Here is a 13,291-nt window from a genome sequence, read left to right as displayed (position 1 = left end):
CCTCAGGCGGGCTCGGGCAGTCCCCGGTAGGCCCGCCACCCGCCGTGGGCGGTGATGTCGGTGAGCTCGTCGCGCTGGCGCTCCAGCACACCGGGCCGCAGCCCGACGGCGAGGACGTCGCGGCCGTCGTCGAGCTCGATGACGGTGAGCTCGAGCTCCGGCGGCTCGTCGGGGAGGAAGTCGGTGCGGATCGCCGAGAGCGGGACGTCGTAGATCTCCCCGGCCAGCGGCACGCCCCCGGAGGGGTCCTCCAGCAGGGCCGGGAACTGGTCGCGTACCGAGTACATGCGGTAGTGCGGAGCGGTCCGGACCCCGCCCAGGAACGGGTGGGCGGACACGTTGTGGTGGAGCCGGCCGCCGCGCATCGCGTCACCGGAACAGAAGAGGGCAGTCACCGGAGCCTCCGATCATTCCGCAATGCGGAAAAGTGATTCCGTTGTGCGGTGTGAATCGGACCACGGCATCGGGGGGCTGTCAAGCATCGTCGTCGGCGGCGACCCCTTGACGCTTGCGTGACCGGCGCCATAGCGTGATTCCGCAACGTAAGAGATTCGTTTCACATCGCGGAAATCAGCGCGTTACGTTGGACGCGCCACGACGTGGGAACCGAGGTGGCCCCGATGACGGGACCCGGAACGAGCGACCGATCCGCAGCAGCGCCGACCGGTGAGCGGGTGGCCGCCGTGCCCGTCACGCAGGACGGCGCCGACGCACCGAGCCCCCGGCTCTACAACCGCGACCTCGCGCCGACCACCGTCGAGGGACGGTCGTGGAAGGCCTACAACATCTTCACCCTGTGGGCCGTCGACGTGCACAGCCTGGGCAACTACGGCTTCGCGCTCGGCCTGTTCGCGCTCGGCCTCGGCGCCTGGCAGATCCTGGTCTCGCTCGGCATCGGCGCGCTGGTGCTGTTCGTGCTGCTCACCGTCGCCGGGTACATGGGCTACCGCACCGGGCTGCCGTTCCCGGTGATGAGCCGGATCGCCTTCGGCGTGCGCGGTGCCCAGCTCCCGGCCCTGGTGCGGGGCGCGGTCGCGATCGCCTGGTTCGGCATCCAGACCTATCTCGCCACCCGGGTGCTCGTCGTGATGGTCCTGGCCGTGGCGCCGTCGGCCGGTGCGCTGGAGCAGGTGTCGTTCCTGGGGCTGTCGGTGCTGGGCTGGATCTGCTTCGTCGTCCTGTGGGTCGTGCAGGTGGCGATCCTGCTGCGCGGCATGGACGGCATCCGCCGCTACGAGGCCGTCGCCGGCCCGATCGTGCTGGTGACCCTCGCCGTGCTCGCGGGCTGGGTGCTGTGGCAGACCGGTGGTGACATCGCGCTGTCGGTGCCCGAGCCGCTGACCGGCGGGGCGATGTGGGTGCAGATCCTCGCCGGGGCGTCGCTGTGGACGGCGATCTACGGCACCTTCGTCCTCAACTTCTGCGACTTCACCCGCGGCGCGGTGTCCACCGGAGCGGTCCGGCGTGGCAGCTTCTGGGGGATCCTGCCGAACACCCTGTTCTTCGGTGTCGTCGTCGTGGTGCTGGCGGGCGGCCAGCTGCGGATCGGCGGCCAGGTGATCTCCAGCCCGGCCGACGTCGTCAACACCATCCCCAACACCCCGCTGCTGCTGGTCGCCTCCGCGGCGCTGCTGATCCTGACGATCGCGGTCAACCTGATGGCGAACTTCGTGGCCCCCTGCTACGCCCTGTCGAACCTGTTTCCGCGGGTGCTCGACTTCCGCCGGGCCGGGGTGGTGAGCGCGCTGATCGGGCTGATCATCCTGCCCTGGAACCTGTACGACTCCCCGGTGGTGATCACCTACTTCCTGGGTGTGCTCGGTGCGCTGCTCGGCCCGCTGTTCGGGATCGTGATGGCCGACTACTGGCTGGTGCGGCGCGGACGCATCGACGTCCCCGCGCTCTACACCGAGGCGAGCACCGGCGCCTACCACTACCGCGGCGGGGTCAACCGGCGCGCGGTCGCGGTGTTCGTGCCCTCCGCGGTGGTCGCCGTCGCCGTCGGGTTCGTCCCCGCGCTGGAGCCCGTCGCGCCGTTCAGCTGGTTCCTCGGCGCCGGGATCGCGGCGCTGCTGACCGTGCTCGTCGCCCCGCGCGGACGGACCCACCACGCGGTCTCCGGGGAGTCGCTGGCCGTCGCACCGACCGGGGGGCACTGATGCGCGTCGTCGTCGTCAACGTCAACACCACCGCGTCGGTGACGGAGGCCATCGCCGCCTCCGCCCGCTCCGTCGCGGCGCCGGGCACCGAGATCGTCGGGCTGACGCCCCGGTTCGGCGCCGAGTCGGTCGAGGGCAACCTGGAGAGCTACCTGGCCGCGGTCGGGGTCGCCGACGCCGTCGCGCGCTACGCCGCCTCCGGCGAGCGGTTCGACGCGGTGATCCAGGCAGGCTACGGCGAGCACGGCCGTGAGGGCCTGCAGGAGATGCTCGACGTGCCCGTCGTCGACATCACCGAGGCCGCCGCGACCACCGCGATGTACCTCGGCCACCGCTACTCGGTGGTGACCACCCTGGACCGCACCGTGCCGCTGATCTCCGACCGCCTGCTGCTGGCCGGCCTGGACCGGCGCTGCGCCTCGGTGCGCGCCTCCGGGCTCGCGGTGCTGGAGCTCGAGCAGGACCCGGACCGCGCGGTCGCCGCGATCGTCGAGCAGGCCCGGGCCGCGGTCGAGCAGGACCACGCCGAGGTGATCTGCCTCGGCTGCGGCGGCATGGCCGGGCTGGATGCGAAGGTGCGCGCGGAGACCGGGGTGCCCGTCGTCGACGGGGTGCAGGCCGCGGTCACCGTCGCCGAGTCGCTGGTCCGGCTCGGCCTGACCACCTCGACGAGCCGCACCTACGCGGCGCCCCGTACCAAGAAGATCACCGGATTCCCCCTGGAGATGTCATGACCAGCTACGACCTGGTGGTCCGCGGGAAGCGGATCATGACCACGGCGGGCGAGCAGCCCCGCGAGATCGGCGTGACCGGCGGGCGGATCGTCGCCATCGAGCCGCTCGGCAACGGCCTCGACGGGGCCCGGGTGATCGACCTCGCCGACGACGAGGTGCTGCTGCCCGGCCTCGTCGACACCCACGTGCACGTCAACGAGCCCGGCCGCACCGAGTGGGAGGGCTTCGCCTCGGCGACCCGGGCCGCCGCGGCGGGCGGGGTCACCACGATCGTCGACATGCCGCTGAACTCGATCCCGCCGACCGTCGACGTCGCGGCACTGGAGGTGAAGCGCAAGGTCGCCGAGCACCAGGCGTTCGTCGACGTCGGGTTCTGGGGCGGCGCCGTGCCCGGCAACCTCGGTGACCTGCGCGGCCTGCACGACGAGGGCGTCTTCGGGTTCAAGTGCTTCCTGCTGCACTCCGGCGTCGACGAGTTCCCGCCGCTCGACGCCGACGAGATGGAACGCGACATGGCCGAGCTGGCCACCTTCGACGCCGTCATGATCGTGCACGCCGAGGACTCCCGGGCCATCGAGAAGGCCCCCACCCCGCACGGCGCGAAGTACGACACCTTCCTGCGCTCGCGTCCGCGCGGCGCGGAGAACCTGGCGATCGCCGAGGTCATCGAGCGGGCCCGCTGGACCGGGGCACGCGCGCACGTGCTGCACGTGTCCTCCTCCGACGCGCTCCCGATGATCGCGACCGCGCGGCGCGACGGCGTCCGGATCACCGCCGAGACCTGCCCGCACTACCTCACGCTGTTCGCCGAGGAGATCCCCGACGGCGCCACCACGCACAAGTGCTGCCCGCCGATCCGCGAGGCGTCGAACCGGGAACTGCTGTGGGAGGGGCTGCTCGACGGGACGATCGACTGCATCGTCAGCGACCACTCGCCCAGCACCGCCGAGCTGAAGCTGCTCGACTCCGGGGACTTCGGGCTCGCCTGGGGCGGGGTGTCGTCGCTGCAGCTGGGGCTGTCGCTGGTGTGGAGCGAGGCCCGCCGGCGCGGCATCGGGCTCGCGCAGGTGGTCCAGTGGATGGCGTCGAAGCCCGCCGACCTGGTCGGGCTGCGCTCCAAGGGCCGGATCGCGCTCGGCTACGACGCCGACCTCGCCGTCTTCGCCCCCGACGCCGCCTTCGTCGTCGACCCGGACCGGCTGCACCACAAGAACAAGGTGAGTGCCTACGCCGGCCGGTCGCTGTCCGGCGTGGTCCGGCGCACCGTCCTGGGCGGTCGCGACGTCGACGTGTCCGGTGAGCCGCACGGCAGGCTGCTGCGCCGCGGCTCGGTGGAGCGGATGACGGGTGCACCCGGCGCCCCGGACGGCACCGAGGTCCCGGCCGCACCGCCCGAGCAGGGCTAGACTTCCGTCATGCGGAAGAACGATCCCGACAGTCGCGTCGGTGCCGCCGCGGACGTCGCCGCGGCGGCACCGGCCCGCTCGGGGACCGTGCAGTCCGTGGAACGGGCCGTGGACCTGCTGGAGGCGATGGCCGACGCGGGTGGCACGGTCAGCCTGTCCCACCTCGCGGCCACCTCCGGGCTCCCGCTGCCGACCATCCACCGGCTCGTCCGGACCCTGGCCGGGCGCGGCTACGTCCGCCAGCAGTCCTCGCGCGAGTACGCCCTCGGCCCCCGCCTGGTGCGCCTCGGCGACACCGCCGGACGCCTGGTGGGCATGTGGGCGCGCCCGCGGCTCGCCGGCCTGGTCGACGACCTGGGGGAGAGCGCCAACCTGGCGCTGCTGGAGGGGAACCAGGTCGTCTACGTCGCCCAGGAGCCCGGCCGTCACTCGATGCGGATGTTCACCGAGGTCGGGCGACGGGTGTCGCCGCACTGCACCGCCGTCGGGAAGGCGCTGCTGTCCCGGATGCCGGTCGAGCGGGCGCGGGAGGTGCTGCGGCACACCGACTTCGTGCGGCACACCGACAACACGATCACCTCGCCCGAGGAGTACTTCGCCGAGCTCGACAAGGTCCGTGCCGCCGGGTACGCCGTCGACGAGGGCGAGCAGGAGCTGGGGGTGCGGTGCGTGGCCGTCGCGCTCGACGGGCCGCTGCCCGCCGCGGTGTCCATCTCCGGCCCGACGACCCGGATGACCGACGCGCTCCTCGACTCCGCCGTGCCGAAGCTGCGGTCCGTGGCCGACGCGCTGGTGGCCGAGCTGGCCCGGCAGGACGCCGCAGGGGTCTGAGGCCGGGCCTCCTGTCGGCGTCGGCCACACCGCGGCCGACGCCGTCGGACTCCGACGGGCCCGACCATGATCGGAGATCCGGAAGGGATCGGTGCCACTGCCGGCACCGATCCCTTCCGAGTCCTCGATCACCACGGGGATGCGGTTCGCGATCGCCACCGGAACGGAGCGAACGGGCCCGGCCGGGGCGCCGCGGCCGGATGCTCCGGCGATGACCGAGAGCCCGGACAGCGGCCACGACATCCCCTCCGCCGGTCCCTCCGGCGTGGCCGGAGGGCTCGCCGCGTTGCTGGTCCGGCAGGCCGGCGTCATCAGCCGGGCCCAGGCCATCGCCTGCGGTATGTCGGGGCGCACCGTCGCCCGCCGGGCGTCGACCGGGGCATGGTGCGTGATACACCCCGGGGTCTACCTGGTCGCCGGGCACCGACCGGGACACGAGAGCAGGGTCCGAGCGGCGGCGCTCTGGGCGGGTCCGCGGGCGACGTTGAGCGGACCCGCAGCCGCGTTCTGGCACCGGATGCTCGACGAGCCACCCGGCACGATCGGGTTCACGGTCCCGCGCACGATGCACCGGGTCCCCGCCCCCGGGGTGACGCTGCGGAGGCGGGTCCTGGACCCGGCCGACCGGACGGTCCTGCACGGCGTCGCGGTGACGACGCCGACGTGCACCGTGCTCGAGACCGCCCCGGTGGCGGGACCTCGCTTCCTCGACCGCGCCCTGCAACGTCACGTCGGCTTCGCCGAGCTGCACGCGGCCTACTGCCGGCACATGGGTGCCCGCGGGAACCGGGGGATGGGGGAGCTCCTCGTCGCATGCGCCGACCGTGCCGACTCGGTGGCCGAGCGCCGGATGATGCGGTTGCTCCGGGAGGCGGGTGTGACCGGGTGGGTGCACGGCCACCGGTTCGGCCCGTGGACGCTGGACCTGGCGTTCCCGGAGCGCAGGCTGGCGATCGAGGTCGACGGCTGGGCCTGGCACGTGGACGCCGAGCGCTTCGCCGCGGACCGGCGCAAGGGCAACGCGCTCGGCACCGCGGGGTGGGTCCTGCTGCGGTTCACCTGGGCGGACCTGACCGGAGCACCGGAGCTCGTCGTGCGCCGTGTCCGTGAGGTCCTGGCCGCCGCAGCGTGACCGGCCCCTGACCGGCAGCGGTGATCGTCGTCCCGGAAGGGATCCGTGCCACGGACGGCACCGGACCCTTCCGGAACGACGATCATGCCGCGGCGCTCAGTCGTCCCTGACCTGGGTGCCCGGCTTCGCCGTGACCGGCTCGTAGGACTCGGGGCCCAGCACCTCGCCCGAGGCCAGGATCCGGATCTCCCCGGTCTGCACCAGCACCGGCGGGCCCGCCGCGACGACCGACGGCGCCGACGGCCGGCCGGGGGCGAACACGTTGAAGAACAGGTTGAGCAGCACCGCGACGATCGCCGCCGAGCTGATGCCGGAGTGGAAGATCGTCGCGAACCAGTCCGGGAAGTTCGCCCAGAAGTCCGGCGAGACCACCGGGACCAGGCCGAACGCCACCGACGCCGCGACGATCACCATGTTGTTGGTCCCGCGGTACTCGACGGCGGCGAGTGTCCGGATCCCGCTGGCGGCGACCGTGCCGAACAGCACGATGCCCGCCCCGCCGAGCACCGGCTGCGGGATCGCCGAGAACACCGCGGACGCCATCGGGGAGAGCCCCAGGACGAGCAGGAGCAACCCCCCGGCGGCGACGGCGAACCGGCTCCGGATCCCGGTCAGCGCGACGAGCCCGACGTTCTGGGCGAACGCCGTCGCCGGGAAGGAGTTGAACACCGGCGCGACCACCGAGGCAGCCATGTCGGCGCGCAGCCCGTCGCCGACCCGGCGGGCGTCGACCCGGGTCTCGACGACCTCGCCGACCGCGAGGATGTCGGCGGTGGTCTCCACCATGATCACCAGGACCACGATGACCATCGAGACGGTCGCCCCGACCGTGAACAGCGGGGTGCCGAAGGCGAACGGCGCGGGCAGCGCGGCGACGCTCGCCCCGCCGACGCCGGAGAAGTCGCTCAGCCCGGCCACCAGTGCGACGACGGTCCCGACCAGCAGCCCGAGCAGCACCGACAGCCGCGAGAGCACCGCGATCTTCCCGGCGACGACCACCACCAGGAAGGTGAACCCGGCCAGCGCGATCGAGGGCAGGGCGGCGAACTCGGGGTTGGGCACCGTCGCCCCGCCCACGGTGACGGTCTCCCGGCCGGTGATCCAGCCGGTCGCCACCGGCATCAGCGACAGCCCGATCACGGTGATGATCGACCCGGTCACCACCGGCGGGAACAGCCGTACCACCCGGGCGAAGAACGGGGTGATGAGAAGCCCGACCGCGGCCGCGACGATCACCGCGCCGTAGACGGTGCGCAGGCCGTCGGTGCCGTCGTCGCCGACGATCGCGATCATCGTCGACACCGACGCGAACGAGGTGCCCTGCACCAGCGGCAGCTGCGATCCGAAGAACGGTAGGCCGAGGGTCTGCAGCAGGGTGGCGAGCCCGCTGACGAACAGCCCGGAGGCGACGAGCACGGCGCTCTGCGCGGGGGTGAGCCCGGCCGCACCGCCGATGATGATCGGTACCGCGATCACGCCCCCGAACATCGCGAGGATGTGCTGGACGCCGTAGCCGAGCGTCGGCCCGATGCCGAGCCGTTCGTCCTCCGGACGTACTGCCTGTTCCGTGCTCATGGCGGATCCCCTCGGTGGGAGTGGCGGGTCAGACGGAGGACGGCACGTCGGTCCACGCCTCCGGCGCCGGGGTCACGCCGTCGCGGACGACGGTGCCCTCGATCAGGCCGTAGGGGCGGTCGGCGGCGTGGAAGACCTCGTTCGGGTTCTTGAGCCCGAACGGCGACAGGTCGGACAGGAAGTGGTGCTTGTTGGGCATCGCGAACCGGATCTCGGCGACGCCGTCGCAGGCCTCGATCGCGGCCCGGCCCATCTCGTAGAGCGACTGCTGCAGCGCGAGCGAGTGGGTGGTGGCGAACGCCGACAGCATCGCCGCGCCGATCGCGTCGTAGGCGCCGTTGAAGTCGATCCCGGCGGCGACGGCCTCGGGCAGGTAGCGCCAGCGCGCGGTCACCGAGGTGGCGAGGATGCGGTCGTCGGTCTCGACCAGGGTGGTGTAGCGGTCGCGCGGGAAGCCGTGGAACTCGCTGCCGGTGGACTTCAGCACGGTCAGGTCCTTCAGCCCGGCGGTGACGTGGGTGGCGCCGCCGGTCTTCTGCACCGTCGCCAGCCGGGTGGCCCGGCCCTTCCGGACGAACGAGTGGTCGTGCCCGGCGCCGTCGACGACGATCCGCTCCCACTCGTACAGCTCGGCCTGCCAGAGCCCGCCGGTGATCCAGTCGAACTCGCCGGTGAAGTGGTCGCCGAGCAGCAGCAGGAACTCCTCGGGCGAGGTGATCCCGTGCTCGGAGGCGAAGGCGTACACCACGTTCTTCTGGGTGTCGGTGGCGACGACCTTGGAGTTGTCGCCGGTCAGGTAGCTGCTCTCCAGGGCGGCGCCGCGCAGCTGGCTGGTCACGTTGAGGTCGGTGATCTCGTGCCGGGCGGTGTCGCGCACGACCCGCACTACGCGGACCTCCGCCTTGCCGTACTTGTTGTCGCCGAGGTGGACCGAGACGGACATGATCAGCTCCCGAGGTAGGTGGAGTAGGAGTAGGGCGACAGCAGCAGCGGGACGTGGTGGTGGCGGTCGGTGCGCTCCGGGCGGAACGCGATCGACACCTCCGGGAAGAACGGGCTCGGCGTCGTGAACGTGATCCGGTGCAGCACCCCCGCGGTGAGCGTGGCGGACTCCGGGGCGCGCCAGCGACCGTCGTCGTCGGTGGTGCCCGACGCCAGCACGGTCCCGTCCGCGCCGGTCAGGGTGACCGGGACGCCGGTGGCCGGGCGGCCCGCCGCGGCGTCGAGGACGTGGGTGGAGAAGCTGCTCATGCCAGCACCTGCCGCATCCGCAGGGCGGTGATCTCGGCCAGCTGACCGGCGGCCTCGGCGCGCTCGGCGGCCGGGTCGTTGCCCAGCCTGCGCTCCAGCTCGGCGAGGATCTGCCCGGCGTCGCGGCCGGCGGCCCGGATCAGGAAGACGTGGCCGAAGCGCTGCTCGTAGGCGGCGTTGCCGGCGGCGAGCCGGGCGGCGGTGTCCGCACCGGTGTCCACACCGGACTGTTCGGAACGGGAGAACGCGGCGCCGTCGGAATGGGCGCCGCCGGGGCGCTCGCCGATGCGGGGGTGCCCGGCCAGCGCGGCGTCGATCTCGGCGCTGTCCAGGGCGAGGACCGCCTTCTCCGCCGCGGCGACGGCGTCGTCGACGCTGCCGTAGGGGCGACCGGCCAGCAGCCGGTCCGCCCACCCCGGCGAGGTGGCGCAGGCACGCAGGGCCGGGCGCAGCTCGTCGGGTGGGGCGGTGTTGAGTCGGTCGAGGGTCAGGTCGTCCGGCATGGGTCCTGCTTCCGTACTGGTCCGTGAAGTTTCACGATGCGGAATCGTGGTTCCGAAGTGTCATCAGTGTTGGTTTCGCGACGGCAGGGTGTCAAGGGTCACCCGGCCGAACGGCCCTGCCGGAGCACGCGGGACCGGCGGACCATCCCCGGTCATGGCCACCGAGACGCTCACCACCGGCTGGGAGCCGGACAGCCCGGTCGGCGACAGCCTCGCGCGCCGGTTTGTGCACGCCTACGCCGACCGGACCACCGCCATGGCGGCCCGGTCCGGCGGGCGGGCGCGACGGGTGGCCGGTGCCGTCCTGGCCGACCCCGGGTCCCCGTTCGGCTACGACAACGCGGTCGTCCTGACCGCCCCGCCGGGCCCCGGCGACCTGCGCCGGGTGCTCGACGACGCGGCCGGGTTCTTCCCGCCGCACCGCTGGTGGGTGCTGCTCTCGCTGTTCGCGCTGCCCGACCTGGGCGGGTACGGGCTGGTGCGGGTCGGCCATCCGCCGCTGATGTTCCGCCCGCCGGGACCGCTGCCGCCGCCCCCGCCGGGCCTGCGGATCCGGACGGTGCCCGACGCCGACCCGGCCGACTTCGAGCGCGTCCTGGTCGCCGGCTACGGCCTCGCCGAGGTGGGGCGGCCGGCCGTCGCGGACCCGCGGTCCGCGGACCTGCTGCACCTGGTCGTCGGGTACGCCGGGGACGAGCCGGTCGCGACGGCCGGGGCGGGCGTGCACCACGGCGTGGTCGAGGTCGACTGGGTGTCGGTGCTGCCGGAGCACCGGGGCCGCGGGTTCGGCGGGGCGGTCACCGCGGCCGTCTGCGCGGCCGCGCCCGGGCTGCCGTCGCTGCTGATCTCCAGCGACGACGGCCACCCGGTCTACCGCCGGCTGGGTTTCTGGGACCTGTTCCGCACGACGATGTGGGAACACCCGCCCTCCTGACCGGTCGCCCAGCGTCCCCGCCCGCCCTCGCCCGTCGCCACCGTCGTCACGGGGCCGCCGTCCGCCCCGGCCACCCCGTCCACCACGGTGGCCGGTCCGGCGCGGGGACGCACCCGTCGTGCCCGGATCGTCACGCAGTCGTCCCGGCCGGTCCGCCGGCCGTCACGCGGCGCCCGGATCGTCCGGGGCCGGTGTCACGCAGTCGTCACCCGACGGCAACCGGCGCCGTCGTTGCGGAACGCAGCATTCCTCAGCGGTGGTCCTCCGACCCGGCCACCGTGGGGGCATCGATGACGCAGGAGATGGACCGGACCGCGGCGGCGCCGGCGGGAGCCGCGCGCGAGACGCTGGAGGACTACACGCTGCGGTTCGCGCCGCGCAGCTACCGCCGGTGGTCGCCCGGCGTCGTCGGGGTGACCGCGCTCGGCGGGATCGCCTACCTCGCCGACTTCGCGATCGGCGCGAACATCGGCATCGCCTACGGCACGGTCAACGCCCTGTGGGGCATCGCCGTGTTCGCGTTGGTGATCATCGCGACCGGGCTGCCGCTGGCGTACTACGCGGCCCGCTACAACCTGGACCTGGACCTGATCACCCGCGGCAGCGGCTTCGGCTACTACGGCTCGATCCTGACCAACGTCATCTTCGCGACCTTCACCTTCATCTTCTTCGCCCTCGAGGGCTCGATCATGGCCCAGGGGCTCGAGCTGGGCCTGGGGCTGCCGCTGTGGGCGGGCTACGCCGTGTCCACGGTGATCATCTTCCCGCTGGTCGTGTACGGGATGTCGCTGCTGTCCACGCTGCAGGTGTGGACGACGCCGCTGTGGCTGGTCCTGATGGTGCTGCCCTTCGGCTACCTGCTCCTTGCGCACCCGGACTCGGTGTCGACGTTCCTGGCCTACCAGGGCGAGGACGGCGCGGGCGCCCCGAGTCTCGGCTCGGTCATGCTCGCCGCCGGGGTGTGCCTGTCGCTGATCGCCCAGATCGCCGAGCAGATCGACTACCTGCGGTTCATGCCACCCAGGACCCCGGAGAACGCCCGCCGCTGGTGGGCCGCGACGCTGCTCGCCGGACCGGGCTGGGTGCTGTTCGGGGCGGCGAAGCAGGTCGTCGGGCTGTTCCTCGCCGTCTACCTGATCGCGAACCTGGCCGACGGCGCGACGGTGGCCAACGAGCCGGTGCACCAGTTCCTGGCCATCTACCAGGAGCTCATGCCCGCGTGGCTGGCCATCACCCTGGCCGTGGTGCTCGTCGTCATCAGCCAGATCAAGATCAACGTCACCAACGCCTACTCCGGCTCGCTGGCCTGGACCAACTCCTTCACCCGGGTCACCGGCACCTACCCCGGGCGGCTGGTGTTCCTCGGCGTCAACCTGGTGATCGCGCTCGTGCTGATGGAGGCGAACATGTTCGACTTCCTCAACGCGATCCTCGGGTTCTACGCCAACATGGGCATCGCCTGGATCGTCGTGGTCGCCACCGACATCGTGGTGAACAAGTACCTGCTCGGCATCTCGCCGAAGGTCCCGGAGTTCCGCCGCGGCATGCTGTACGCGGTCAACCCGGTCGGGTTCGGCTCGGTGGTCGTCGCGGGCGGGCTGTCCATCGCGGCGTTCTTCGGGCTGCTGGGCCAGGCGATCGCCCCGTTCTCGCCGCTGGTCGCGATCGTGCTCGGGGTGGTGCTGCCCCCGGTGATCGCGCTGGCCACCCGGGGCCGCTGGTACCTGCGCCGCACCGACGACGGCATCGACCTGCCGATGCTCGACGAGCACGGCAACCCCTCGGCCGTCACCGTGCCGTGCCACGTGTGCGGTCAGGACCTGGAACGACCGGACATGGCGGCCTGCCCCGCGCACGACGCCTACGTGTGCTCGCTGTGCCTGAGCACCGACCGGACGGGCGAGCACCTGCTCCCGGCCCAGGTGTGACCGCCACCGGTGGGGGGAGCGGCACCCGGCCCCTCACCGGTGCCGGTCACCCGACGGCTCAGGAGGCGGCGCGGACCGCCTCGGCGAGGCGGCGGGCGGCGGTGACGGCGTCGTGCGCGACGGCCGTCGCGAGCGCCCCGCGTCCCGGCAGCGGGGACAGGCTCCAGCCGTCCCCGCAGGTCGCGGGGACCTGCTCGCGGGCGGGCCCGACCAGGACCTCGGTGCCCAGGACCCGGTGCCCGGCGAGGTGGGCGGGGGAGGCGTCGAGCAGCGGGTCGCCGATCTCCTGGGTCTGCACCAGCAGCGGCCGGCCGGGCGCGGGACCGTTCCCGGCGGCACTGCACTCGGTGACCCGGACGGTCCCGCGGCAGCGGCCCGGCCGCTCCCCGGTGCGGCCGGCGACCAGCAGGTCCCGGGCGCGCAACGCGGCGGTCGGGGCGAGCACCACGTCGAGCACGGTCTCGTGGTGGGCCCGCCCGGTCACCACGGTCGGCTCCGGCAGGTAGGTCAGCGACCCGCCGTCGCCGACGCTGCAGCGCAGCACGGTCCGGCTCGGCCGGGCCGCGCGGTCGGCACTGCGGCCACCCGGCAGGGCGACGGCCGCGGCGACCCCGGTCAGGGTCAGGTGCGCCCCCGCGCCGACGGTCACGGTGAGGGTGACGTCGTCGCCGGCCAGCGGGGTCGAGGCCGACCCCACCAGGTGCACGACGGCGTCGGACCGGCTCGCAGCGGTGACGCCACGACGGGGGACCAGGGCCAGCGGGGACTGCGCCCGCAGCGTCGTGACGACCGACCGGCCCTCCCGCGCGACGACCACGAGCTCCGCGCAGGCCAGCAC

General features: G+C 73.2%; 13 protein-coding genes. 7 read left to right on the top strand and 6 right to left on the bottom strand.

Annotated elements, in window-relative coordinates:
* Positions 1-2: 2 nt before the first annotated feature.
* Entirely contained in the window at positions 3-395 is a 393-nt protein-coding gene (locus ND486_RS03625) for an amidase (RefSeq protein WP_208825226.1), read from the bottom strand.
* 288 nt (positions 396-683) lie between these two features.
* Here ND486_RS03625 and ND486_RS03620 point away from each other — a divergent pair, with 288 nt between their 5' ends.
* The 5 genes from ND486_RS03620 (at position 684) to ND486_RS03600 (ending at position 6,262) form a co-directional block, all read left to right on the top strand.
* Complete coding sequence (locus tag ND486_RS03620) at positions 684-2,159, top strand: NCS1 family nucleobase:cation symporter-1 (RefSeq protein WP_251782812.1); 1,476 nt, start codon at positions 684-686, stop codon at positions 2,157-2,159.
* The gene (locus ND486_RS03615) at positions 2,159-2,893 is read left to right on the top strand and encodes an aspartate/glutamate racemase family protein (protein WP_251782811.1); all 735 of its coding nucleotides are present in this window, start codon (positions 2,159-2,161) and stop codon (positions 2,891-2,893) included. The genes ND486_RS03620 and ND486_RS03615 overlap by 1 nt, the downstream gene beginning before the upstream one ends.
* A complete protein-coding gene (gene allB / locus ND486_RS03610; RefSeq protein ID WP_251782810.1) occupies positions 2,890-4,299 on the top strand; it encodes an allantoinase AllB in 1,410 nt (469 codons plus the stop codon). Before ND486_RS03615 ends, allB begins: the two co-directional genes overlap by 4 nt.
* 9 nt (positions 4,300-4,308) lie before the next feature.
* Positions 4,309-5,130 (top strand): IclR family transcriptional regulator, encoded by an 822-nt coding sequence (locus ND486_RS03605; RefSeq protein ID WP_208825233.1) that lies wholly within the window; start codon positions 4,309-4,311, stop codon positions 5,128-5,130.
* A gap of 211 nt (positions 5,131-5,341) precedes the next feature.
* Positions 5,342-6,262 (top strand): type IV toxin-antitoxin system AbiEi family antitoxin domain-containing protein, encoded by a 921-nt coding sequence (locus ND486_RS03600; RefSeq protein ID WP_251782809.1) that lies wholly within the window; start codon positions 5,342-5,344, stop codon positions 6,260-6,262.
* Between the two features lie 96 nt (positions 6,263-6,358).
* On the opposite strand, the gene ND486_RS03595 is transcribed toward ND486_RS03600, so the two are convergent.
* From ND486_RS03595 to uraD, 4 genes are read right to left on the bottom strand one after another with little or no spacing between them, the layout of a single operon-like run.
* Positions 6,359-7,837 (bottom strand): nucleobase:cation symporter-2 family protein, encoded by a 1,479-nt coding sequence (locus ND486_RS03595; protein WP_208825237.1) that lies wholly within the window; start codon positions 7,835-7,837, stop codon positions 6,359-6,361.
* Positions 7,838-7,865: 28 nt separating this feature from the next.
* Entirely contained in the window at positions 7,866-8,780 is a 915-nt protein-coding gene (gene pucL / locus ND486_RS03590; RefSeq protein WP_251782808.1) for a factor-independent urate hydroxylase, read from the bottom strand.
* Positions 8,781-8,782: 2 nt separating this feature from the next.
* Positions 8,783-9,088 carry a hydroxyisourate hydrolase gene (locus tag ND486_RS03585; RefSeq protein WP_251782807.1) on the bottom strand — a complete coding sequence of 102 codons (306 nt, stop codon included), beginning with the start codon at positions 9,086-9,088 and terminating at the stop codon, positions 8,783-8,785.
* Entirely contained in the window at positions 9,085-9,591 is a 507-nt protein-coding gene (gene uraD, locus ND486_RS03580) for a 2-oxo-4-hydroxy-4-carboxy-5-ureidoimidazoline decarboxylase (protein WP_251782806.1), read from the bottom strand. The genes ND486_RS03585 and uraD overlap by 4 nt, the downstream gene beginning before the upstream one ends.
* A 154-nt stretch (positions 9,592-9,745) precedes the next feature.
* Here uraD and ND486_RS03575 point away from each other — a divergent pair, with 154 nt between their 5' ends.
* Both ND486_RS03575 and ND486_RS03570 read left to right on the top strand, forming a co-directional pair.
* The gene (locus ND486_RS03575) at positions 9,746-10,525 is read left to right on the top strand and encodes a GNAT family N-acetyltransferase (protein WP_251782805.1); all 780 of its coding nucleotides are present in this window, start codon (positions 9,746-9,748) and stop codon (positions 10,523-10,525) included.
* Between the two features lie 290 nt (positions 10,526-10,815).
* Positions 10,816-12,453, top strand: coding sequence for a cytosine permease (locus ND486_RS03570; RefSeq protein WP_251782804.1), 1,638 nt, complete (start codon positions 10,816-10,818; stop codon positions 12,451-12,453).
* A gap of 58 nt (positions 12,454-12,511) precedes the next feature.
* Here the strand turns inward: ND486_RS03570 and ND486_RS03565 are convergent, their stop codons facing one another.
* Complete coding sequence (locus ND486_RS03565) at positions 12,512-13,291, bottom strand: urease accessory protein UreD (RefSeq protein WP_251782803.1); 780 nt, start codon at positions 13,289-13,291, stop codon at positions 12,512-12,514.

The organism is Pseudonocardia sp. DR1-2, assembly GCF_023717215.1.
GTDB classification, from domain to species: domain Bacteria; phylum Actinomycetota; class Actinomycetes; order Mycobacteriales; family Pseudonocardiaceae; genus Pseudonocardia; species Pseudonocardia alni.
The sequence above is the reverse complement of the archived record's forward strand: the minus strand, read 5'-3'. Positions and strand labels throughout refer to the sequence as shown.